Genomic DNA, 22085 nt, shown 5'->3' on the forward strand with positions numbered 1-22085 from the left:
GTCAGGTCAGGCCGGGCCGGCTCAGTACCAGCCGTTGGCCTGCCAGAAGTTCCAGGCCCCGACGGGGCTGCCGTACCGGTCGTTCATGTAGTTCAGGCCCCACTTGATCTGCGTGGCCGCGTTGGTCTTCCAGTCGGAGCCGGCGGAGGCCATCTTCGAGGCGGGCAGGGCCTGGACCAGGCCGTACGCACCGGAGGAGGAGTTGGTCGCGTCGACGTCCCAACCGCTCTCGTGCTCGACGATCTTGCTGAACGCGTTGTACTGGGCGGCGTTCGGGATCATCTTGTGCGCGATCGCCTTGGCATCGGAGGCGGAGGCGGAGGTCGCCGCCTCGGCGGGGGCCGCGGCCAGGACCATACCGGCGGTGGCGGCGGCCACGGCGGCGGTGGTGAGGGCCTTCTTCGGCGAGGCGATGGTGCGGGCGATGCGGGAGACGAACACGGAGAACCTTTTTCTTCGGGGTCAGGGCCGTCGCGGGCAAGTCGGTGCCGGTGGTGCGTACTGCGTGGGTGGCGGTGACATGCGGCGGCGCCGCGACCCGTGAGGGTTCGTCGGCGCCGTGCGACTGCTCCAGAGAAACAGGCTCGACGAGCGTCCGCAATCACCCCTTTTGCTAGTTGTGGTCGTATGTGGGTTTAAGGCGGCATTTGTGACGTGGCTCTCAATGGCCAGGTCAGAGCCGGTTTCTGTGTGGCCATGACACGAACATCGATCTACTACTCCGCTTCGTAAGTGACCTGCGTCCTGTGGGCCGCTTCACGCGCCGGGCGCGTCGAAAGTGACCTGGGTCTCGGCCTTTGGGCGGAGATGGGTTCACCGCATGGGGATGGGGAGCTGACCCGGTACGACCGGATGATGGCCCGCCGCAAACCGAAGAAGGGCCGGCCCGGATCGAAGGGATACTGCGAGGCGAAGAAATGGCGAGCGAAGGCGTACAAGAAGGTCGCGAGGCAGCGTGAGGACACCGGCCGCAAGTGGGCCAGGAAAGCCGTCCGTGACCACGACGCCATCGCCGTCGAGGGCTTCCGCCCGAAGTTCCTGGCGAAGACCACGATGGCCTGCAAGGCCGCTGACGCCGCCATCGGCGCCACCAAGGCCGCCCTGATCGAAATGGGCCGCAAACACGGGCGGGACATCCGCCTCGTCCACCCCGCGCACACCACGATGGACTGCGCGCACTGCGATGCGAGAGCCAAGCATCGCCTGCCGCTGGGTGAGCGCACCTACACCTGCACCGCATGCGGAAACATGTCCCCACGGGACAAGAACTCCGCACACGTCATGCTCGTCCGGGCTGGTCTCAACCCGGCTGGCGCCGATGGCAGAAGACCTCCTGGAGTGCTGCTCCAGGAGGCAGCCTGCGCCAGGAATCCCCTTCCCTTCTGGGAGGGGAGGATTCAAACCGCCACGTACGTGACCGGCTCGCTCCCCGTCACCGCCTCAGCCTGGCCGAGTTTGACCAGCCGGCGGACGTGGGCCTCGGCCTCCGAGACCGCGATGTTCCTCGATCCCGGGGGGATTTCGGCCCAGGGGCGGTTCCACTCCATGCGTTCCGCGAGTTGCCAGGGGGTGAGGGGAGTGGTGAGGAGGGCGCGGAGGCCGGCGAGGCGTTCGTCGTGGTGGTCGAGGAGTTCCCGTACGCGGGTCGTCGCGTCGGGGAAGGCGTGGCGGTGGGCCGGGAGCACCTCCGCAGGGGCGAGGCGGCCGACGCGTTCCAGGGAGTCGAGGTAGTCGCCGAGGGGGTCGGCGACCGTCGTGTCGTCGGGGTCCTCGTACAGGCCGATGTGCGGGGTGATCCGGGGGAGGAGGTGGTCGCCCGAGAACAGGCGCCCGTTGCCGGGGAGCCCGGCCGGGTGGGCCTCCTCCAGGTGGAGGCAGACATGGCCCGGGGTGTGGCCGGGCGTCCAGATCGCGCGGAGCCGGCGGCCGGGGAGGTCGAGGAGTTCGCCGGGGACGATCTCACGGTCGGGGAGGGCGGGGGAGAAGCCGGGCAGGATGCCGACGGGGGTCCTGGTCAGGGTCGCCACGTGCTCGGCGGGGGCTCCGGCCGCCGCCAGCTTCGCCGTCATGTACGAGTACCAGCGCTCGGCCCGGTTCTCCCGCGTCCGCCGGACCAGGGAGATGTCGGCCTCGTGCATCGCGATCCACGCCCCGGACACCTCACGGACCCGGCCCGACAGACCGTGGTGGTCCGGGTGGTGGTGGGTGATCACCATGCCGTGGATCTCGGCGGCCGAGGTGCCGCAGGCGGCCAGGCCCTCGGCGAGGGTGTCCCAGGACAGCGGGTCGTCCCAGCCCGTGTCGACGAGCACCGGTCCGCTGTCGGTGTCCACGACGTACACCAGCGTGTATCCGAGGGGATTGTTCGGGATCGGGACCCGGATGGACCGTACGCCCCCACCGTGATCGGTCACCTGCGTCGTCGACACCTGTGTCATGGGCTCCCCGATTCCCCGATTCCCCCTGCGGCCGGCTGCCCGGCCACTATAACTAGAACCAGTTTCAATGGGAGCCCAAGTCACTTACCTCGTGGTGGTGTGTAGTGGTGTGAGCGCTGTGGACTCCTCGGGAGGGAACTGGTAACTGTCTCCGTATCTATCTGACGAACCGTCAGAGACGGTCCCCGGGGAGGCAGTCGGCCATGACCGAACTCGTGGAACACGGACAGCTGTTCATCGGCGGGGAGTTGACCGATCCCCTCGGCAAGGACGTCATCGAGGTCATCTCCCCGCACACCGAGGAGGTCATCGGCCGTGTGCCGCACGCCTCCACGGCCGACGTCGACCGGGCGGTCGCCGCCGCGCGCACCGCCTTCGACGAGGGACCCTGGCCGCGCATGACCCTCGACGAGCGGCTCGCCGTCGTCACCCGCATCAAGGACGCGATCCTGGTACGGCACGAGGAGATCGCCCGCGTCATCTCCTCCGAGAACGGCTCCCCGTACTCCTGGAGCGTCCTCGCCCAGGCCCTCGGCGCGATGATGGTGTGGGACTCGGCGATCACGGTCGCCCGCGACTTCACGTACGAGGAGTCGCGCGACGGGGTGCTGGGGAAGATCCTCGTCCGGCGCGAGCCGGTCGGGGTCGTCGCGGCCGTAGTCCCTTGGAACGTCCCGCAGTTCGTCGCGGCGGCCAAACTCGCGCCCGCGCTGCTCACCGGCTGCACGGTGGTGCTCAAGCCGTCGCCCGAGTCGCCCCTGGACGCGTACATCCTCGCGGAGATAACGAAGGAGGCCGGTCTCCCCGAGGGTGTGCTGTCGATCCTTCCGGCCGACCGAGAGGTGAGCGAGTACCTCGTCGGGCACCCCGGTATCGACAAGGTCGCCTTCACCGGCTCGGTCGCGGCGGGCAAGCGGGTGATGGAGGTAGCGGCCCGCCAACTCACCCGGGTGACCCTGGAGTTGGGTGGCAAATCGGCGGCGATCGTGCTCCCCGACGCGGACCTCGACACCGCCGTCCCCGGCATCGTCTCCGCCGCCTGGATGAACAACGGCCAGGCGTGCGTGGCCCAGACCCGCATCCTCCTCCCGCGCTCCCGCTACGACGAGTTCGCGGACGCCTTCACCCAGGCCGCGAGCGCGCTGGTGGTCGGCGACCCGCTCGACCCGGCGACCCAGGTCGGCCCGCTCGTCGCGAAGCGCCAGCAGCAGCGCAACCTCGACTACATCCGTATCGGCCAGGAGGAGGGCGCGAAGATCCTCACCGGCGGTGGCCGCCCCGCGGGCCTCGACCGGGGCTGGTACGTCGAACCGACCCTGTTCGGCGACGTCGACAACTCGATGCGCATCGCCCGCGAGGAGATCTTCGGCCCGGTCATCTGTCTGCTCCCGTACGGGGACGAGACCGAGGCGGTGAAGATCGCGAACGACTCCGACTACGGGCTGAGCGGCAGCGTGTGGACCGCCGACGTCGCCCACGGCATCGAGGTGGCGCGGCAGGTCCGTACGGGAACGTACTCCGTCAACACCTTCAGCCTGGACATGCTCGGCCCGTTCGGCGGCTACAAGAACTCGGGGCTGGGGCGGGAGTTCGGCCCGGAAGGGTTCGGCGAGTACCTGGAGCACAAGATGATCCATCTCCCGGCCGGCTGGGAGGGATAGCGGCCATGGGCGACCGCTGGCATGTGGAGGTCGACCGCTCGCTCTGCATCGGCTCGGCCCAGTGCGTCCACCGGGCCCCGGCCGGGTTCCGCCTCGACACCGGGATGCAGTCCCATCCGGTGGAACCGGACACGGACGCGAACGAGAGCGTCTTGGCGGCGGCGGAGAACTGCCCGGTGGAGGCGATCATGATCACGCTGGTGGGGGGCGGGGAGGCGGTGTTTCCACCGGAGGAGTGAGGGGGGCGTCGGCCGGCGCATTTTGTCTCGCCCCCGCCGCCCCTACCCGTCCCATCCTCGGGGGCTCTGCCCCCGAACCCCCTTGTCCTCAAACGCCGGACGGGCTGACTGACTCAGCCCGTCCGGCGTTTGAGGACAAAGGGGGGTCTGGGGGCGCAGCCCCCAGGGATGGGAACGGGTAGGGGCGGCGGGGGCGGAAGAAGCCTCAGGGGCCCTTTTCCGACGGGTCCGTCAGGTCGATGAGTCTGCATACCGTTTCGATGTCGATCTTCACCTGGGCGATCGACGCCCGGCCCGACAGCCATGTGATCAGTGCCGAGTGCCAGGTGTGCTCGATGACCCGGACCGCCGAGAGCTGCTCGGGGGTCGGGTGGCCGGACCCCGGTTCGCCCAGCCCCATCGAGTCCAGGATGATCGCCGTCGTCTGACGCGAGACCTGGTCGACCTCCGGGGAGACACTGCGGTCCGCGAACGTCAGCGCCCGCACCATCGCGTCCGCGAGATGCGGCTCCCGCTGGAGCGCGCGGAACGCCCGCATCAACGTCTCCGCCACCCGCTCCGCCGCCGTCTCCCCCGTCGGCGGCTTCTTCCGCAGCGTCCCGTGCATATGCTCCAACTGATCCTGCATCGTCGCGACCAGCAGATGCACCTTCGACGGGAAGTACCGGTACAGCGTGCCGAGCGCGACCTGTGAGGACTCCGCGACCTCCCGCATCTGCACCGCGTCGAACCCACCCCGCGCGGCCAACTGCGCGCTCGCGTGCAGGATCCGGCGCCTGCGGGCCTCCTGCCGCTCGGTGAGCGGAGCGGAGGGCGGCGGCGAACTCGGTCGCGCCGTACGTGCTTCCACCTTCGCGTCGGCAGGCATGGGTCCCGTTCCGTGACAGTCGGTGATCGCGCGGCGATCGGGCAGTCATCTCTCAGCAAGCAGTCAGCGGTCAGTCAGCGACAAGTCAGTGATCAGTCAGCATGGCACGTCCGCGTCGTGCGTCCGCCGTGGCGCGAATCACCTGATCCACCGCTCACAGCCGAGGTGCCTGCCGGTAGATTCGGAGCCTCCTGAACGATCAAGTCTGAAACTTGTTCTAGATTAGCGTCCCGACGTAGTCTCGCGGGAAAACGCGGGCAGAAGGGGGCCGGGAGTGACCGCTGAGGCCAGCGAGGCGGGCCCTCTGGGGGATCCTGCCGCGGACGGCGAGCGACCGCTCAACATCGCGCTTCTGACGTATAAGGGGAACCCGTTCTGCGGCGGCCAGGGCGTCTACGTACGCCATCTGTCGCGCGAACTGGCCCGGCTCGGCCACCGCGTCGAGGTCATCGGCTCCCAGCCGTACCCCGTACTGGACGTACTCGACGGATCCACAGCCGGTACGGGCCCCGGCCCCAACCCCGATCCCGGCCCGGATCCCGTCCTCACCGAGCTGCCCAGCCTCGACCTCTACCGGCACCCGGACCCCTTCCGCAATCCCGGGCGTGACGAGTACCGCGACTGGATCGACGCCCTCGAAGTCGCCACGATGTGGACCGGCGGCTTCCCGGAGCCGCTCACCTTCTCCCTCCGTGCCCGCCGCCGACTCCGCGCCCGGCGCGGCGAGTTCGACGTCGTGCACGACAACCAGACGCTCGGGTACGGCCTGTTGGGCGACATCGGCGCCCCGCTCGTCACCACGATCCACCACCCCATCACCGTGGACCGCCAGTTGGAGCTGGACGCCGCCGAGGGTCTGCGTCGCCGGATGTCCGTACGCCGCTGGTACGGCTTCACGCGCATGCAGAAGCGCGTCGCGCGCCGCCTGCCCTCGGTGCTCACCGTCTCGGGTACGTCCCGTCAGGAGATCGTCGACCATCTCGGCGTACGGGACGAGCGCATCCACGTCGTGCACATCGGCGCCGACACCGACCTCTTCTCACCCGACCCGGCGGTACGCCAGGTACCGGGCCGCATCGTGACCACGTCCAGCGCGGACGTCCCCCTCAAGGGGCTGGTGTTCCTCGTCGAGGCGCTCGCGAAGGTACGTACGGAACACCCCGCGGCCCACCTCGTGGTCGTCGGCAAGCGTGCCGAGGACGGACCCGTCGCCCAGGTCATTGAGCGGTACGGCCTCGAAGGCGCCGTCGAGTTCGTCAAGGGCATCTCGGACGCCGAACTCGTCGACCTGGTCCGCTCGGCGGAGATCGCCTGCGTACCGTCCCTGTACGAGGGCTTCTCGCTTCCGGCGGCGGAGGCCATGGCCACCGGCACACCCCTGGTCGCCACGACGGGCGGAGCGATCCCGGAGGTGTCAGGGCCGGACGGGGAGACCTGCCTCTCCGTACCCCCCGGCGACCCCGGAGCCCTGGCCACCGCCCTGGCCACGCTCCTCGCCGACCCCGAACTGCGCGCGCGCCTCGGCCGGGCGGGCCGTGAGCGCGTACTGACCCGCTTCACCTGGGCCCGAGCGGCACAGGGCACGGCAGCCCACTACCGCGAGGCAATGGCCCGCTCCGCGGCCCAGAACCCTTCGGCCCGCTCCGCGCCCAGGCCACCCCGCCGCTCCGCGGCACCCCCCACCGTGACCCCCGACCGCGAAAGCAGGACCCCGTGCTGACCGTCGACTTCACCCGGTTCCCGCTCGCCCCGGGCGACCGCGTCCTGGACCTCGGCTGCGGAGCCGGCCGGCACGCGTTCGAGTGCTACCGGCGCGGCGCCCAGGTCGTGGCGCTCGACCAGAACGCGGAGGAAATCCGCGAGGTCGCCAAGTGGTTCGCGGCGATGCAGGAAGCGGGCGAGGCACCCGCCGGGGCCACCGCGACGGCCATGGAGGGCGACGCCCTGGCGCTGCCGTTCCCCGACGAGTCCTTCGACGTCGTGATCATCTCCGAGGTCATGGAGCACATCCCGGACGACAAGGGCGTACTCGCGGAGATGGTCCGGGTGCTGAAGCCCGGCGGCCGGATCGCGATCACCGTGCCGCGCTACGGGCCCGAGAAGGTCTGCTGGTCCCTCTCCGACGCCTACCACGAGGTCGAGGGCGGCCACATCCGCATCTACAAGGCGGACGAACTGCTCACGAAGATCAGGGAAGCCGGGCTGAAGCCGTACGGCACCCATCACGCCCACGCGCTGCACTCGCCGTACTGGTGGCTGAAGTGCGCGTTCGGCGTCGACAACGACAAGGCGCTGCCGGTCCGCGCGTACCACAAGCTGCTGGTCTGGGACATCATGAAGAAACCCCTCGCGACCCGGGTCGCCGAGCAGGCGCTGAACCCGCTGATAGGCAAGAGCTTCGTGGCGTACGCGACCAAGCCGCACCTCCCCCTGGTGGAAGCGAAGACGGAAGCCAAGGCGGAAACCAAGTGACGACGCCCCGGACAGAACACCTCGTCCTGCCCGGGGTCCTCACCGCCGAGCAGGCCGCCGTCACCGTCCGCGGGATCCTCGCGGAGCAGCGGGAGGACGGGGCCATTCCGTGGTTCCGGGGGCACCATCTCGACCCGTGGGACCACACCGAGGCCGCGATGGCCCTGGACGCGGCCGGCGAGCACGAGGCCGCCGAGCGTGCCTACCTGTGGCTGGCCGCCCACCAGACCGAGGACGGCTCCTGGTACGCGGCGTACGCCGACGGGGACGCGGACGCCGTCACCGACCGGGGCCGGGAGACCAACTTCGTCGCCTACATAGCCGTCGGCGTCTGGCACCACTACCTCGCCACCGGCGACGACACCTTCCTGGACCGGATGTGGCCGACGGTCTTCGCCGCCGTCGAGTTCGTGCTCCAGCTCCAGCAGCCCGGCGGTGAGATCGGGTGGAAGCGCGAGGACGACGGCACGGCCCTCAAGGACGCGCTGCTGACCGGGAGTTCGTCCATCCACCACGCGCTGCGCTGCGCGCTCGCCATCGCCGAGGAACGTGAAGAACCGCAGCCCGACTGGGAGTTGGCGGTGGGCGCGCTGCGGCACGCGATCCGCCGGCACCCGGAGCGGTTCCTCGACAAGGACCGCTACTCGATGGACTGGTACTACCCGGTCCTGGGCGGCGCGTTGACGGGTTCGGAGGCCAAGTCCCGTATCGAGGAGGGCTGGGAGCGGTTCGTCGTCCCCCGACTCGGGGTGCGGTGCGTCGTGCCCAACCCGTGGGTGACCGGCGGCGAGTCGGCCGAACTCGCCCTGGCGCTCTGGGCGGTGGGCGAGTCGGACCGGGCGCTGGAGATCCTCCAGTCGATCCAGCATCTGCGGGACAAGGACAGCGGGCTGTACTGGACGGGGTACGTGTTCGACGCCCGGCAGATCTGGCCGCGCGAACTCACCACGTGGACGGCGGGTTCACTGCTGCTCGCTGTCGCGGCGCTGGGCGGTCATGAGGCGACTTGTGCGGTGTTCGGCGGCCAGTTGCTGCCGAGGGGACTGGACCCCGACTGCTGCGGGTGACCGCCCGGCGGGGAGTTGAGTTTGCGGGTGCGGGTGCGTCGTGGCTGGTCGCGCCCACGCGGCGGAGCCGCACATCGACACAGCCCCGCGCCCCTTTGGGGCGCGGCTCGCCCGGACGGGCTCGGTCAGCTACGGCCGACGCGGGCGAGGGCGTGACCGACGAACAGATAGACGACGGCGGCCAGGCCGTAGCCGGCGACAACCCGCGCCCACTGCTCGTCGAAGGTGAAGAGGTCGTAGGACCAGCCCGCCAGCCAGGTGGCCGCGTCGTGGACGAACTCCACGAAGTCGTTGGCGCGGTCGGCGTCCAGGAGGTACATCAGGATCCAGAGCCCAAGAATGAGGGCCATGATGTCAGCGGCGACGGCGAAGATCGCGCCGGCCCGGTTCGCACTGCGGCGAGTTTCAGGGGACATGTCCTTCGGGTGCCCTCGAATCCAGGATGAAACCAGGGCGCCGGGAGGAAGAAGGCGGCCTACGAGTTGAGGTCGGCCAGGACGCGCAGGGTGTGCGGGTCGGGGGAGAGGACGAGGAGGTCGGTCACCGGTCCCTTGCGCCACAACTCCAGCCGCTCCGCGATGCGTTCACGCGGTCCGACGAGCGAGATCTCGTCGGCGAAGGCGTCCGGCACGGCGAGCACGGCCTCCTCGCGCCGCCCGGCGAGGAACAGCTCCTGGATCCGCCGGGCCTCCTCCTCGTACCCCATGCGCGCCATCAGATCGGCGTGGAAGTTACGGGCCGCGTGCCCCATCCCGCCGATGTAGAACCCGAGCATCGTCTTGACGGGCAGCAGCCCTTCGGAGACGTCGGAGCAGACGCGGGCCTGCGCCATCGGCGCGACGAGGAAGCCGTCCGGCGCGCCGCTGAGCGGCTCCTCGTACGCCTCGGCCCGGAGCGGGGACCAGTACAGCGGCAGCCAGCCGTCGGCGATACGGGCGGTCTGCGCGATGTTCTTGGGCCCCTCCGCGCCGAGGAGGACGGGGAGTTGGGCACGCAGGGGGTGGGTGATGGACTTGAGGGCTTTGCCGATGCCGGTGCCGTCCGGCCCGTCGTAGGGGAGGGAGTGGAAGCGCCCGGCCACCTCAACGGGTGCCTCGCGCCTGAGGACTTGGCGTACGACATCCACGTACTCCCGGGTCGCGGTGAGCGGCGACTTCGGGAACGGGCGCCCGTACCAGCCCTCGACGACCTGCGGACCGGACAGCCCCAGCCCGAGGAGGACGCGTCCGCCGGAGAGATGGTCGAGGGTGAGGGCGTGCATCGCGGTGGTCGTCGGCGAGCGGGCCGCCATCTGGGCAACAGCCGTACCCAGCTTGATCCTTGAGGTCTGGGCCGCGATCCAGGTGAGCGGGGTGAACGCGTCCGAACCCCAGGACTCGGCCGTCCACACGGAGTCGTAGCCGAGCCGCTCGGCCTCCTGGGCGAGCGGAACATGGTCCGGGGAGGGGCCGCGCCCCCAGTAGCCGAGCGCGAGACCGAGCCGCATGCCTGCCTCCTGACGGTACGTCAGATACGAGAACGCCGGCGGCGACTGTACGACAACGGCCCCTCGCCCGGAAGGGCAAGGGGCCGAGGCAAGCTCGCGAGGAGTTATCCGCGCTGGATGCCGGAGGTGTCCTGGAGGACGCCACGGCGGCCGTCCTGCGTCTGCGCGATGAGGCCCTGGCCGCGCTGCTCGACGGCCAGGTACCAGGTACCGGGGGCCAGTTCGGCGATCGGCGCCGACGAACCGTCCTCCGCGAACAGCGGACGCGGCACCGGCACGGCGAACCAGAACGGGGAGAAGTCGGCGGCTGGGGGCTGCGCCTGCTGCTGGCCGGCGCCCGCACCCGCTCCGGCGCCGAAGGGCTGACCGGCCTGCGGCTGGCCGCCGTACGGCTGCTGCGGCGCGCCGGCGCCCGGGTAGCCGTAGCCGCCCTGGGGCTGGCCACCGGGGTAGGGCTGGCCGCCGTAGGGCTGCGGGGCGGGCGGCTTGGGGGCGCCGATCAGGGCGCCCTTCAGGGCCGGGACCAGCGGGGTGGCGACGGCGGCGGCCGCCATGACGACCGTGGCGACTAGGGAGAGGATCAGACCGGTACCGGCGTCCGGGCCCGAACTGGCGCTCTCACCGACGTTGTTGGCGCCGCCCGCCGGGTCGAAGACGTTGCCGAGCGCGCTCCAGGCGGCGAAGACGGTGAAGGCGACACCGAACTGGCCGAGGTCGATGCCCGCGACCTTGGGCACCTGCGGCAGACCGTGCGACACCACGACGAGCGCGGCGCCGATGAGACCCGCGAGGACGACGCCCAGCAGGACCGGTCCACTGGCCCAGGCGCTCGGCATGTCGAGGCCCGTGGCACCGTCGACGGAGTAGATGTCGAGGAACGACGCGATGAACAGCAACACCGCTGCTCCGATCACCACGCCGTCGCCTCGAGTGAGGGAGCGGATATTCACTTCAGGTCCTCAGGTCCTTCGTAGGTCGTGTCGTCGTCAATCGATCGTTCGTAGGGGCACGACATTATCGTCCGTCCGAGCGGGCTGTCCGCCGGGATGCACGCGTTGATCACGAACCGCGCAGGAAACTCACGATTCCTTCAGAGATCCCTTGGGCGGCTTTTTCCCGCCAGGTCCCGCTGGTCAGCAGGGCCGCGTCCGCGCTGTCGCGCATGTTGCCGCACTCGATGAACACCTTCGGAACCGTTGACAGATTGAGACCGCCGAGGTCCGTACGGGTGTCCAGACCGGTGCCGTCACCGATGTAGTTGGAGGGCGCGGAGCCGGTCTCGCGGACGAACCCGTCCTTGACGTCCTCCCCGAGAACCTTGGAGGAGGCGACGATCGGCCGGGTGTCGGCGTCCCCCTCGTGCACGGCCCCCGGCAGGATCACATGGAACCCCCGATTGCCGGCCGAACTCCCGTCCGCATGGATGGACACGACGGCGTCGGCGCGCGCGGCGTTCCCGATCCGGGCCCGCTCGTCCACACAGGGCCCGAAGGCCAGGTCGCCGTCCTGCGTGAACTTGACCGTGGCGCCCTGCTGTTCGAGCACCGTCCGCAGCCGCCGCGCGACATCGAGGGTGAACTCGGCCTCCGTGTAACCGCTGTTGGTGGCGGTACCGGTGGTGTCGCACTCCTTGGAGTTCGTACCGATGTCCACCTTGCGGTTGATCTCGGCGGTGTGCTTGAAGTTCCCCGGGTTGTGCCCGGGATCGACGACGACGACCTTGCCCGCGAGAGGAGCGGCGGACTCGCTCTCGCTTCCGCTGGGGACGGAGATACCGGGCGTCCCGATGGGCGAGAGGGGCTCGTAGTCGCCGCTGGACAGGGCATCCCCCTTCCCGCCACCACCGTCATCGGCGACGGCCCCCCAGACGAACCATCCACCCCCGCCCAGCACCAGCACGGCGAGGGCGACGGCCAGGGCACGGCGCACGGAGGAACGAGGGGGCTGGGGCGGCTCGAAGCCGGGGCCTGCGTAGGACACGTCTGCGACTCTAACCGGCGCTCAGACCCCGGCCCCCGTTCGCCGCAGCACGCGCAGCGAGCGGGTCGCGGAGACCTCCGTGAAGGCGCCGGAGGCGAGGGCGCGGAGGTAGACGCGGTAGGGGGCCTGGCCGGTGAACTCGTCCTCGGGGTCGGGGAAGACGTCGTGGATGAGGAGCAGCCCGCCCTCGGCGACATGCGGGGCCCAGCCCTCGTAGTCGGCGGTGGCGTGCTCGTCGGTGTGCCCGCCGTCGACGAAGACGAGCCCGAGCGGGGAGTTCCAGATCCGCGCCACCTGCGGCGAACGCCCGACGACCGCGATCACGTGCTCCTCCAGGTCCGCCTGGTACAGGGCCCGCCGGAAGAGCGGAAGCGTGTCCATGACCTTGAGTTCCGGATCGACGGTGTCAGGGTCGTGGAAGTCCCACCCCGGCTGCTGCTCCTCACTGCCCCGGTGATGATCGACGGTGACCGCGCTGACCCCGGCGGCACGAGCCGCATCGGCGAGCAGGATGGTGGACCGCCCGCAGTACGTCCCGACTTCGAGGAGGGGCAGCCCGAGGGCTCCTGCCTCAACGGCGGCGGCGTACAGCGCGAGCCCCTCGTCCAGGGGCATGAACCCCTTGGCGGCCTCGAACGCGGCCAGGATCTCGGGCTTGGGCGCGGGGGGCATAGGGGGTCCTCTCGATCGTACGGACATGCGGGCGGCCCCATGCTGCCGCAACCCCGGGCCACTGGAAGACAGGGGGTCCGCATCATCCCCACCCCAGGGTCACTGGAAGACAGGGGGTCCGCATCCCAACCTCAGGGGCGCGGGGAACTGCGCGACCGGCCCCCACCGGCCCGCAGCCAACACACAACCCTGCCCCCGTTATCTTCTTCGCGGTCCTGCAAGAGGACCGCTGGCCTCCGGGCCCGGCATGGCTGTTCCCCCCTGTCGAACCGATGACCTGGGGGGTGGTGCCACCGGGCCCGAGAGGCGCCGTTGGAGACGCTGATGAGAGGTCCGACTACCGCCTGGCCTGGTGCAACGCCCGGCCGCTTGCGGGCGGCAGGTCTGCATAACGTGGATGCGCGCATACGACGCCAACGCCCTGGCCAGCACCGCACGAACCCCGTTCAGGAGGATGGGTTGGACGACATCGACGACGTGGGCGTCTTCCTCGGCCTGGACGTCGGCAAGAGCACCCATCACGGGCACGGGCTCACCCCGGCCGGCAAGAAGGTCTTCGACAAACCGCTGCCCAACAGCGAACCGAAACTGCGGGCCGTCTTCGACAAGCTGGCCGCGAAGTTCGGCACCGTCCTGCTGATCGTGGACCAGCCCGCCTCGATCGGCGCCCTGCCACTGACCGTCGCCCGGGACGCGGGCTGCAAGGTCGCCTATCTGCCCGGCTTGTCCATGCGGCGGATCGCCGACCTGTATCCGGGCGAGGCGAAGACCGACGCGAAGGACGCCGCGGTGATCGCGGACGCCGCCCGGACCATGCCGCACACCCTGCGCGCGCTGGCACTGACCGACGAGATCACCGCCGAACTGACCGTTCTCGTGGGCTTCGACCAGGACCTGGCGGCCGAGGCCACCCGCACCAGCAACCGAATACGCGGCCTGCTCACCCAGTTCCACCCCAGCCTGGAACGCGTCCTCGGCCCGCGCCTGGACCACCCCGCCGTGACCTGGCTGCTGGAACGCTACGGATCCCCGGCCAGCTTGCGAAAGGCCGGTCGCCGCAGGCTCGTTGAGGTGATCCGGCCCAAGGCCCCGCGCATGGCTGCCCGGCTGATCGACGAGGTCTTCGACGCCCTCGACGAGCAGACCGTCGTGGTCCCGGGCACCGGCACCCTCGACCTCGTGATCCCCTCGCTGGCCCGCTCGCTCGCGGCCGTCCACGAACAACGACGAGCCCTGGAAGCACAGATCGGACAGCTGCTGGAGGCGCACCCTCTTTCCGCGGTCCTGACCTCGATTCCGGGGGTCGCGGTCAGGACCGCCGCCACCTTGCTGGTCACCGTCGGCGACGGCACCAGCTTCCCCTCCGCCGCCCACCTGGCCTCCTACGCCGGCCTCGCCCCCACGACCAAGTCGTCGGGGACCTCGATCCACGGCGAACACGCACCCAGAGGCGGCAACCGGCAGCTCAAACGCGCGATGTTCCTGTCCGCGTTCGCCGCCCTGCACGATCCCGCCTCCCGCACCTACTACGACAAATGCCGGGCCCGCGGGAAGACCCACACCCAGGCACTTCTCCGCCTGGCCCGCCAGCGGATCAACGTGCTGTTCGCCATGCTCCGCGACGGCACCTTCTACGAACCCAGAACCCCACGCCTCGCTTGACGAAAGACATAGAGGCACCCCCCGCTCGCGCGCGGAGCGCCTACGCGCTGACCGTCTCCCCGGGCAGGGAAAGGTCCAAGTCAACCGCCCCTTCCCCACCCGCATGCGTCGCAGACGAGGCATGCGGCCCATACCCAGAAGCCCGCGCGGCCAGCACATACGCCCCCTCGCCGGGAACGGCGAGCGCGTAACTCCCGTCGGACGCGGAGAGCGTGGCGCCGGCCTGCCGCCCCCGCCGGTCGATCAACGTGACCTTGGCCCGCGAGACCGGAACCCCGTCAGCACCCAGAACCCGCCCGCGGAACCCGGAGCCGACCGAGGCGTCCTCCTTGCTGCTCGCCCGCAGCTGGAGCCCGTTGTCAGGCCGCCGCCCCGGCAGGAACAGCGCCAGCACCAGCCCGACAGCCACGGCCGCCGTGGCGATCAGGAACGACACCCGGAAACCGTGCATGGTCGGGATCGCGACGCCCCCCACATGGTTCGCCGTGTTGGCGAGCACCATGCCGATGACGGCGCTCGACACGGACGTACCGATGGACCGCATGAGGGTGTTGAGCCCGTTCGCCGCGCCGGTCTCGGAGGCCGGGACCGCCCCGACGATCAGGGCGGGAAGGGAGGAGTAGGCGAGCCCGATGCCGGCGCCCAGAACCACCGCGATGACGAGGGACTGCCAGGCCGCGCTCATCAGGCCGAGGCCGGCGCCGTAGCCGATGCCGATGATCAGAAGGCCGAGGATCAGGGTGACCTTGGGCCCGTACTTGGCGGACAGCCGTGCGTAGACCGGGGCCGTGAACATCATCGTCAGGCCGAGCGGCGCCACGATCAGGCCCGCCATGACCATCGACTGGCCGAGGCCGTAGCCGGTGGAGGTGGGGAGCTGGAGGAGCTGGGGCAGGACGAGCGAGACGACGTAGAAGGAGACGCCGACCATGATCGAGGCGAGGTTGGTGAAGAGTACGGCGGGCCGGGCGGTGGTCCGCAGGTCCACCAGCGGGGCCTTCAGGCGCAGCTCCAGTACGCCCCACAGGAGCAGTACGAGGGCGGACGCGCCGAACAGGCCGAGCGTGGTGCCGGAGGTCCAGCCCCAGTCGCTGCCCTTGGTGATGGGGAGGAGGAAGAGGACGAGGCCGGCGGAGAGCCCGATGGCGCCGAGCACGTCGAAGGTGCCCTCCGCGCGCATCCGGGACTCCGGTACGACGAACAGGGTGAGGGCGATGGCGAAGGCACCGAGGCCGGCGGCGCCGTAGAAGAGGGCGTGCCAGTCGGAGTGCTGGGCGATCAGCGCGGCGAGGGGTAGCGCGAGGCCGCCGCCGACGCCGATGGAGGAACTCATCAGGGCCATCGCCGAGGGGAGCTTCTCGCGGGGCAGCATGTCGCGCATCAGACCGATGCCGAGGGGGATGGCACCCATGGCGAAGCCCTGGAGGGTCCGGCCCACGATCATGGTCAGCAGATCGCTGGTGAGCGCGCTGACCAGGGCGCCGACCACCATCACGGAGAGGCTGGCGATCAACAGGCGCCGCTTGCCGTACAGGTCACCGAGCCGGCCCATGATCGGCGTGGCCACGGCTCCGGAGAGGAGCGTCGAGGTCAGCACCCAGGTGGCGTTGCTGGGCGAGGTGCTCAGCAGCTGGGGCAGGTCCTTGATGACGGGAACGAGCAGGGTCTGCATGACCGCGACAACAATGCCCGCGAAGGCGAGCACCGGGACTATGGCCCCGCCCGTTCTGCCGGTGCCCCCGGTATCCCCGGCGGGCCGGTCGGTCGTGGTCGTGTGCGTCATGGGGTGGAGCCTCCAGGCAGGGCGGTGATCGTGGCGTTTCGCCGTGGGGACGGGGTACGTGTGAGATGAACCTGTGTGCCTGGGCAACTATTCCGATGTTTTGGCGTACTAACTAGTTCTTGACCTACTCATGGGTGTCGCCAGGACGTACGGGTCGTCTACAGCCACCCCTGCTGACGCGCCTCCCGTACCGCCTCCATCCGGTTGCGGGTGCCCGTCTTGCCGATCGCGGCCGAGAGGTGGTTGCGGACCGTCGACTCCGAGAGGTGGAGTCTGGCGGCGATGTCGGCGACCGTCGCGCCGTCGACCGCGGCCTTGAGTACGTCGGCCTCGCGGGCCGTGAGCGGGTTCGGGCCGGCGCTGAGCGCGGCGGCCGCGAGGGCGGGGTCGATGACCGTCTCGCCGGTCAGTGCGCGGCGGATCGACGCCGCCAGCTCCTCCACCGGGCCGTCCTTGACGAGGAAACCGGCTGCGCCCGCCTCCATCGCCCGGCGCAGATAGCCGGGGCGGCCGAAGGTGGTCAGGATCAGTACGCGGCAGTCCGGGGCCTCGTCGCGGAGCTGGGCGGCGGCGTCCAGGCCGCTCATGCCGGGGAGTTCGATGTCGAGGAGCGCCACGTCCGGGCGGTGCAGGAGGGCCGCGTCGACGATCGCGTCCCCGGTCCCGACCTGGGCGACGACCTCCATGTCCGGCTCCATCCCGAGCAGCAGGGCGAGAGCGCCCCGCATCATTCCCTGGTCCTCGGCGAGCAGGACTCTGACGGACTTCGCGGGACGGTGGTCCCGGGGCATCTCGTTCACGGGGTAAGGGTAGGGCGGGGGTGGGGGCTGAGCTGGGAGGGAGACGGCTCCCGTATCTCCGAGGGCTGCTCTGCGGGTGCCTACGTGGCCACCTCCGTCGGTAGTTCGGCCGTCACCAGGAAACCGCCCTGGGGCCCCGGGCCCGCCTCCAACGAGCCGCCCGCCGCCGCCAGGCGCTCCTTGAGGCCCTTCAGGCCGGTGCCGCCGACATCCGGTCGCGCGGGCGGCGTGCGCTGTACGCCGGTGCCGTCGCCGTTGTCCGCGATGCTCAGGCGCACCCGTTCCCCCGCGCCCGCCACCGTGATCTCGCAGCGGGCGGCGCCGCTGTGCCGTACGACGTTCGTGACCGCCTCCCGTACCACCCAGCCCAGGAGCGCCTCCGCCGACGCGGGCAGGGGCGGGCCCGAGCGGTGGACAACTGTGGTGATGTCCGCCGCCGTCAGGGCCGAGTCCGCTCGGTCCAGTTCCGTGGCCAGGCTGCCCTGGCGGTAGCCCGTCACCGCCTCGCGGATCTCCGTCAGGGCCTGGCGGCCCACCGACTCGATGTCCGTGATCTGGAGCAGGGCCGCGTCCATGTTCGACGGTGCCAACCGACGCGCCGCCTCCGACTTCACCACGATCACCGACAGGGTGTGGCCCAGCAGATCGTGCAGGTCGCGGGAGAACCGCAGCCGCTCCTCCTCGACCGCGCGGCGCGCCAACTCCTCACGCGCCGCCCGCAGTTCACGTACCGCCTCGGTCAGGGACAGGATCGCCGCCGTCACCATCGTCGACAGGAACGTCCCGTACGCGACGTTCAGCGCGTCCCAGCCGTCCCGCACCGCGGAGACCGCCGCCGCGAGGGCGGTGAGCGCGAGTCCGGCGCGGCCCAGCCACGGGCCCCGCATCACCGCGCCCGTGGCCAGCCCGAGCAGCGGGAAGAAGTACAGCCAGCTGCCGCCGTACACGATCGCCAGCGCGCAGGTCACCACGCCCATCAGGGCGAGCGCGACCCGCGTCGACCTCGCGCGCCGCTTCTCCTTCGCGAACGCGCGGAACGTGACGTAGACGTAGAGCGAGTTGAAGGCGAGCAGGCCCAGGCCGCCGATCCAGGGCTGTGGGGTGCGGCCCTGGAGGAGGTTGGAGAAGGAGCCCAGGCCCATCAGCAGCCAGGGCAGCAGGGCGAAACCGGTGGGCGGCGGGCCCAGGTTCTCCGGCTCCGGCAGCCGGCCGCCCGACTTGCGCGCGGCCCGCCGGGCGGCCTTGTACCGCTCCATGTCCGCCCGCCGGCGCGCCCGCTCCACCCGCCACTGGCCCACCTGGTGGGCGGCCTTTCGCATCCACGACATGGACGACAGCGTACGAAGCGGGCTTCACGCCGGGCAGATGCCGATGTACGGACTCCGGCAGGACAAATGTCCCGGTCCCGTGAATCACGCATACAGCTGACGGGGCGTCAGGAGCCTTCACAACTCGGGACCGCTCGGCTATACAACAGAGGGCGCCGGACTGGAACGCGTTCTAGAACGGCCCGTATCGACCTCGGTGCGGCCGACGGTGCGGACGACCGTACCGAGGTCTCAGTTCTGCCTCAGTTCCGCGAGCTCGCCGTCAGTTCTCTGCCAGTCGATCAGGAGTCCCATGCCCATTGACGCCGCCAAGGCCGTCGCCGCCGAACCCCGGTCCGCAGAGATCGCCTGGGGCCGCAAGGACGTCCAGCTCTACCACCTCGGCATCGGCGCCGGCGTCCCCGCGACCGATCCCGGCGAACTCCGCTACACCCTCGAATCCCGGCTGCACGTCCTGCCCAGCTTCGCCACCGTCGCCGGCAACGACTCCCCGGACGTGATCAGCGGCCTCTCCATGCCCGGCGTCGACGTCGACCTCGCCCACGTCCTGCACGGCGGCCAGAGCATCGCGGTCCACCGCCCGATCCCGGTCGAGGGCAGGGCACGCGCCACCGGGAGCATCGCCGCCGTGTACGACAAGGGCAGCGCCGCGATCCTCGTCATGCGCACCGAAGTCGCCGACGCCGACGGCCCGTTGTGGACCAGCGACGCGCAGATCTTCGTACGGGGGGAGGGCGGCTGGGGCGGCGACCGTGGGCCCTCGACCCGGCTTCCGGCGCCCGACGGCGAGCCCGCGAAGGTCGTCGAGCGGACCGTCCGGGAGGACCAGGCGCTGCTCTACCGGCTCTCCGGCGACTGGAACCCGCTGCACGCCGACCCCGAGTTCGCCGCCCGCGCCGGATTCGAACGGCCCATCCTGCACGGGCTGTGCACGTACGGCATGACGCTCAAGGCGGTCGTCGACACGGTGCTCGGCGGCGACGTCGGCCGGGTCCGCGCCTACCGCACCCGCTTCGCCGGGGTCGTGTTCCCCGGGGAGACCCTGCGCATCCGGATGTGGACGCCCGAACCGGACCGCGTCCAGGTGTCGGTCACCGCCGTCGAGCGGGACGACGCGCCGGTACTGGCCGACACCGTCGTCGAGCACTCCGCATGAACAACCGTACGTCCGTGAGTCGCACGCCCGTGAGCCGTACGCCCGTGGGTTGAGCCGAGCACATTCCTGAGGGGAGCCGCATCATGCGCGCAGCCGTACTGCACGAGATCGGGCAGGACAAGCTCGACGTCCTCGACGACGTCGAGGCCGTGGGCTTCGGCCCCGGCAAGGTGAGGATCCGGGTACGGGCCACCGGGCTGTGCCACTCGGACCTCTCCGCGATGAACGGCGTACTGCCGCAGCCCGCGCCCTTCGTCCCCGGCCACGAGGGCGCCGGCGAGATCCTCGAAGTCGGGGACGGGGTGACCCACTTGAAGGCCGGTGACCGGGTCGTCGTCTGCTGGCTGCCCGCCTGCGGGGCGTGTCCCGCGTGCAGGCGCGGGCAGAGCGAACTGTGCCTCTCCGGGTTCATGAACGCGGGCACCCCCAACTTCCGTCGCCCCGGCGGCGATGTCTTCGGTATGGCAGGTACCGGCACCTTCACCGAGGAGGTCGTCGTCGCGGCGGGCTGTGCCGTGCCCATCCCCGACGACGTGCCCTTCGACATCGCCGCCCTCATCGGCTGCGGTGTGACCACCGGACTCGGCGCCGCCATCAACACCGCGAATGTGCAGGCCGGTTCGTCGGTCGCCGTCATCGGCTGCGGGGGCGTCGGCATCTCCGCGATACAGGGCGCCCGGCTCCAGGGCGCCGCCGAGATCGTCGCCGTCGACCCGGTCGTCTCGCGCCGCGAGTCCGCGCTCAAGTTCGGTGCCACGAAGGCCGTTTCGCCGGACGAGCTGGCCGACGCCAAGCAACAGGTCACCGGCGGCGAGGGGTTCGACTACGTCTTCGAGGTCGTCGGCCGCTCCGCCACCGCCCGCACCGCCTACGACACCACCCGGCGCGGCGGCACCATGGTCGTCGTCGGCGCGGGCGCCATGGACGACAACCTCCAACTCAACATGTTCGAGCTGTTCTTCGACGAGAAGCGCATCCTGCCGTCCATGTACGGCGGCGGCGACGTCCTGCGGTCCTACGAGCGCACGATCGCCCTCTGGCGCGCCGGACGCGTCGACCTCGAGAACCTGATCACCCACCGCGTACCGCTCTCCGGCATCAACGAGGCCCTCGACCAGATGCGCACGGGAACCGCGCTGCGTACGTGCATCGAGATCTGACAGTTCACGGTGAAACGGTGAAGGGCTGAGGATGTCACTGCCACTTGAGGGGCTCGCCGCGATCGTCACGGGTGCGGGGCGCGGTCTCGGCCGGGCCGAGGCGCTGGAACTGGCCCGGCTCGGCGCGGCCGTCGTCGTCAACGACTACGGCCAGCCCGGCCGGGACGGCTCCGGCGAGGCGTCCGCCACCCCCGCCGAGGAGGTCGCCGCCGAGATCCGCGCGGCGGGCGGCACGGCGGTCGCGCACACCGGGGACGTCGCCGATCACCAACAGGCCCGTGAACTCGTCGAGTCGGCGATCACCGAGTTCGGGAAGCTGGACGTCCTCGTCAACAACGCGGGCATTCTGCGCGACCGTATGGTCTTCTCCATGACGGAGGGGGAGTGGGACTCCGTCATACGGGTCCATCTCAAGGGCCACTTCAACACGACCCGCTTCGCCGCCGCGCATTGGCGCGAGCGGTCCAAGGCGAGTGGCGCACCGGTGTACGGGCGGATCGTGAACACGTCCTCGGAAGCGTTTCTCGCCGGTTCGGCGGGACAGCCCAACTACGCCGCCGCGAAAGGCGGAATCGTCGGGCTGACCACCTCCACGGCTCTCGCCCTCGCCAAGTACGGCGTCACGGCGAACGCGATCTGCCCCCGCGCCCGGACCCGGATGACCGAGGACGTCTTCCAGGGCTTCGGCCAACCCGAGTCGGGCCTGGACCCCCTCGCCCCCGAGCATGTCGCCCCGCTCGTCGGCTACTTGGCCTCGCCGGCCGCCGAACACGTCAACGGACAGCTGCTCGTCGTCCACGGCGGGATGGTCGCCGTCGTCGAACGCCCGCGTGTGGCCGCCAAGTTCGACAGCAAGCAGGACACCTTCACCTACGACGAGCTGGACGCGCTCCTCACCCCGCACTACGCGCAGCGGCCCGCGGGGGAGACGTTCGCGGCGGCGGAGGTGCTCGGCCTCAAGCGCGGCTAGCGAAGAGGGAGTCGGGAACGGCTCGGGAAACGGCAACGGCTCCGCCCATACGAAAAGGGCGGAGCCGTATTACAGCCTGTGTACCGTCAGGCCCTGTTCTCGGCCTGCTCGGACGGCTTGCGGTGACGTCCGCTCGGGGTCGCCTCGTCGTTGTGGACCGAGACCGGGCCCCGGTGCTTGCCGTGGCCACCACCGTGACCCGTGCCCTCCTGGGCATCGGCGGACAGCGGCTGCGTGATGCTTGCGTCGTTCATCGGAATGGTTCACCCCGTCAACATGATCTTTTTCTCACAGCCGGACAATCTTAACCAGCACGCATCGGGGTGACACGAGCCGCACACGC

General features: G+C 70.4%; 21 protein-coding genes and 1 pseudogene. 10 read left to right on the forward strand and 12 right to left on the reverse strand.

Annotated elements, in window-relative coordinates:
* Window positions 1-21: 21 nt before the first annotated feature.
* Entirely contained in the window at window positions 22-441 is a 420-nt protein-coding gene (locus OG787_RS35440) for a transglycosylase SLT domain-containing protein (protein WP_369034497.1), read from the reverse strand.
* 390 nt (window positions 442-831) lie between these two features.
* On the opposite strand from OG787_RS35440, the pseudogene OG787_RS35445 reads away from it, so the two are divergent.
* Window positions 832-1359 (forward strand): annotated as a pseudogene (locus tag OG787_RS35445) (zinc ribbon domain-containing protein); the annotation flags it as partial.
* A 38-nt stretch (window positions 1360-1397) separates the two neighbouring features.
* Here the strand turns inward: OG787_RS35445 and OG787_RS35450 are convergent.
* A complete protein-coding gene (locus tag OG787_RS35450; RefSeq protein ID WP_369034496.1) occupies window positions 1398-2438 on the reverse strand; it encodes an MBL fold metallo-hydrolase in 1041 nt (346 codons plus the stop codon).
* A 203-nt stretch (window positions 2439-2641) separates the two neighbouring features.
* On the opposite strand from OG787_RS35450, the gene OG787_RS35455 reads away from it, so the two are divergent.
* Window positions 2642-4099, forward strand: a complete 1458-nt coding sequence (locus OG787_RS35455) for an aldehyde dehydrogenase (protein ID WP_405537938.1) — start codon at window positions 2642-2644, stop codon at window positions 4097-4099.
* Window positions 4100-4104: 5 nt separating this feature from the next.
* Window positions 4105-4338 carry a ferredoxin gene (locus OG787_RS35460; RefSeq protein ID WP_369034494.1) on the forward strand — a complete coding sequence of 78 codons (234 nt, stop codon included), beginning with the start codon at window positions 4105-4107 and terminating at the stop codon, window positions 4336-4338.
* Between the two features lie 205 nt (window positions 4339-4543).
* Here the strand turns inward: OG787_RS35460 and OG787_RS35465 are convergent, their stop codons facing one another.
* Window positions 4544-5206 carry a TetR family transcriptional regulator gene (locus tag OG787_RS35465; RefSeq protein ID WP_369030705.1) on the reverse strand — a complete coding sequence of 221 codons (663 nt, stop codon included), beginning with the start codon at window positions 5204-5206 and terminating at the stop codon, window positions 4544-4546.
* Between the two features lie 274 nt (window positions 5207-5480).
* Between OG787_RS35465 and OG787_RS35470 the strand changes: the two genes are divergently transcribed.
* The 3 genes from OG787_RS35470 to OG787_RS35480 are packed head-to-tail and all read left to right on the forward strand — an operon-like array spanning window position 5481 to window position 8745.
* The gene (locus tag OG787_RS35470) at window positions 5481-6926 is read left to right on the forward strand and encodes a glycosyltransferase family 4 protein (protein WP_369030707.1); all 1446 of its coding nucleotides are present in this window, start codon (window positions 5481-5483) and stop codon (window positions 6924-6926) included.
* Window positions 6920-7678: a class I SAM-dependent methyltransferase gene (locus OG787_RS35475; RefSeq protein ID WP_369030708.1), complete on the forward strand. Its 759-nt coding sequence runs from the start codon at window positions 6920-6922 to the stop codon at window positions 7676-7678. Before OG787_RS35470 ends, OG787_RS35475 begins: the two co-directional genes overlap by 7 nt.
* Entirely contained in the window at window positions 7675-8745 is a 1071-nt protein-coding gene (locus OG787_RS35480) for a prenyltransferase (RefSeq protein WP_369030709.1), read from the forward strand. Before OG787_RS35475 ends, OG787_RS35480 begins: the two co-directional genes overlap by 4 nt.
* A gap of 125 nt (window positions 8746-8870) precedes the next feature.
* Here the strand turns inward: OG787_RS35480 and OG787_RS35485 are convergent, their stop codons facing one another.
* The 5 genes from OG787_RS35485 to OG787_RS35505 all read right to left on the reverse strand — a co-directional run bounded on the left by OG787_RS35485 (window position 8871) and on the right by OG787_RS35505 (window position 12883).
* Window positions 8871-9161, reverse strand: coding sequence for a hypothetical protein (locus OG787_RS35485; protein WP_405537941.1), 291 nt, complete (start codon window positions 9159-9161; stop codon window positions 8871-8873).
* Window positions 9162-9220: 59 nt separating this feature from the next.
* Window positions 9221-10231 (reverse strand): LLM class F420-dependent oxidoreductase, encoded by a 1011-nt coding sequence (locus OG787_RS35490; protein ID WP_405537942.1) that lies wholly within the window; start codon window positions 10229-10231, stop codon window positions 9221-9223.
* A 104-nt stretch (window positions 10232-10335) separates the two neighbouring features.
* Window positions 10336-11181, reverse strand: coding sequence for a hypothetical protein (locus tag OG787_RS35495; RefSeq protein ID WP_369030712.1), 846 nt, complete (start codon window positions 11179-11181; stop codon window positions 10336-10338).
* Between the two features lie 109 nt (window positions 11182-11290).
* Window positions 11291-12211, reverse strand: coding sequence for an N-acetylmuramoyl-L-alanine amidase (locus OG787_RS35500; protein ID WP_405537943.1), 921 nt, complete (start codon window positions 12209-12211; stop codon window positions 11291-11293).
* 21 nt (window positions 12212-12232) lie between these two features.
* On the reverse strand, window positions 12233-12883 hold the full coding sequence (locus OG787_RS35505; protein WP_405537944.1) for a class I SAM-dependent methyltransferase: 651 nt from the start codon (window positions 12881-12883) through the stop codon (window positions 12233-12235).
* 459 nt (window positions 12884-13342) lie between these two features.
* On the opposite strand from OG787_RS35505, the gene OG787_RS35510 reads away from it, so the two are divergent.
* Window positions 13343-14545, forward strand: coding sequence for an IS110 family transposase (locus tag OG787_RS35510; protein WP_405534951.1), 1203 nt, complete (start codon window positions 13343-13345; stop codon window positions 14543-14545).
* Between the two features lie 40 nt (window positions 14546-14585).
* Here the strand turns inward: OG787_RS35510 and OG787_RS35515 are convergent, their stop codons facing one another.
* From OG787_RS35515 to OG787_RS35525, 3 genes are all read right to left on the reverse strand, one after another.
* The gene (locus tag OG787_RS35515; RefSeq protein ID WP_405537945.1) at window positions 14586-16328 is read right to left on the reverse strand and encodes an MFS transporter; all 1743 of its coding nucleotides are present in this window, start codon (window positions 16326-16328) and stop codon (window positions 14586-14588) included.
* A 158-nt stretch (window positions 16329-16486) separates the two neighbouring features.
* Window positions 16487-17119 (reverse strand): response regulator, encoded by a 633-nt coding sequence (locus tag OG787_RS35520; protein WP_405540684.1) that lies wholly within the window; start codon window positions 17117-17119, stop codon window positions 16487-16489.
* Window positions 17120-17208: 89 nt separating this feature from the next.
* Complete coding sequence (locus OG787_RS35525) at window positions 17209-18456, reverse strand: sensor histidine kinase (protein WP_405537946.1); 1248 nt, start codon at window positions 18454-18456, stop codon at window positions 17209-17211.
* A gap of 292 nt (window positions 18457-18748) precedes the next feature.
* On the opposite strand from OG787_RS35525, the gene OG787_RS35530 reads away from it, so the two are divergent.
* From OG787_RS35530 to OG787_RS35540, 3 genes are all read left to right on the forward strand, one after another.
* Window positions 18749-19612: a MaoC/PaaZ C-terminal domain-containing protein gene (locus OG787_RS35530; RefSeq protein ID WP_405537948.1), complete on the forward strand. Its 864-nt coding sequence runs from the start codon at window positions 18749-18751 to the stop codon at window positions 19610-19612.
* An 83-nt stretch (window positions 19613-19695) separates the two neighbouring features.
* The gene (locus tag OG787_RS35535; protein WP_405537950.1) at window positions 19696-20772 is read left to right on the forward strand and encodes a Zn-dependent alcohol dehydrogenase; all 1077 of its coding nucleotides are present in this window, start codon (window positions 19696-19698) and stop codon (window positions 20770-20772) included.
* 31 nt (window positions 20773-20803) lie between these two features.
* Complete coding sequence (locus OG787_RS35540; protein ID WP_369030720.1) at window positions 20804-21742, forward strand: 3-oxoacyl-ACP reductase; 939 nt, start codon at window positions 20804-20806, stop codon at window positions 21740-21742.
* 86 nt (window positions 21743-21828) lie between these two features.
* On the opposite strand, the gene OG787_RS35545 is transcribed toward OG787_RS35540, so the two are convergent.
* Window positions 21829-21996, reverse strand: a complete 168-nt coding sequence (locus OG787_RS35545; RefSeq protein WP_369030721.1) for a hypothetical protein — start codon at window positions 21994-21996, stop codon at window positions 21829-21831.
* Window positions 21997-22085 lie beyond the last annotated feature (89 nt).

The organism is Streptomyces sp. NBC_00075, from assembly GCF_045041225.1.
In the GTDB taxonomy this organism is placed as follows: Bacteria; Actinomycetota; Actinomycetes; order Streptomycetales; family Streptomycetaceae; genus Streptomyces; species Streptomyces adonidis.

Bases quoted from the DNA above. Each gene is read 5' to 3' on its own strand.
- OG787_RS35465 (WP_369030705.1), bottom strand. From the start codon at position 5,206: ATGCCTGCCGACGCGAAGGTGGAAGCACGTACGGCGCGACCGAGTTCG.
- OG787_RS35535 (WP_405537950.1), top strand. From the start codon at position 19,696: ATGCGCGCAGCCGTACTGCACGAGATCGGGCAGGACAAGCTCGACGTC.
- OG787_RS35515 (WP_405537945.1), bottom strand. From the start codon at position 16,328: ATGACGCACACGACCACGACCGACCGGCCCGCCGGGGATACCGGGGGC.
- OG787_RS35490 (WP_405537942.1), bottom strand. From the start codon at position 10,231: ATGCGGCTCGGTCTCGCGCTCGGCTACTGGGGGCGCGGCCCCTCCCCG.
- OG787_RS35485 (WP_405537941.1), bottom strand. From the start codon at position 9,161: ATGTCCCCTGAAACTCGCCGCAGTGCGAACCGGGCCGGCGCGATCTTC.
- OG787_RS35520 (WP_405540684.1), bottom strand. From the start codon at position 17,119: ATGCCCCGGGACCACCGTCCCGCGAAGTCCGTCAGAGTCCTGCTCGCC.
- OG787_RS35505 (WP_405537944.1), bottom strand. From the start codon at position 12,883: ATGCCCCCCGCGCCCAAGCCCGAGATCCTGGCCGCGTTCGAGGCCGCC.
- OG787_RS35540 (WP_369030720.1), top strand. From the start codon at position 20,804: ATGTCACTGCCACTTGAGGGGCTCGCCGCGATCGTCACGGGTGCGGGG.
- OG787_RS35530 (WP_405537948.1), top strand. From the start codon at position 18,749: ATGCCCATTGACGCCGCCAAGGCCGTCGCCGCCGAACCCCGGTCCGCA.
- OG787_RS35545 (WP_369030721.1), bottom strand. From the start codon at position 21,996: ATGAACGACGCAAGCATCACGCAGCCGCTGTCCGCCGATGCCCAGGAG.
- OG787_RS35450 (WP_369034496.1), bottom strand. From the start codon at position 2,438: ATGACACAGGTGTCGACGACGCAGGTGACCGATCACGGTGGGGGCGTA.
- OG787_RS35455 (WP_405537938.1), top strand. From the start codon at position 2,642: ATGACCGAACTCGTGGAACACGGACAGCTGTTCATCGGCGGGGAGTTG.
- OG787_RS35460 (WP_369034494.1), top strand. From the start codon at position 4,105: ATGGGCGACCGCTGGCATGTGGAGGTCGACCGCTCGCTCTGCATCGGC.
- OG787_RS35525 (WP_405537946.1), bottom strand. From the start codon at position 18,456: ATGTCGTGGATGCGAAAGGCCGCCCACCAGGTGGGCCAGTGGCGGGTG.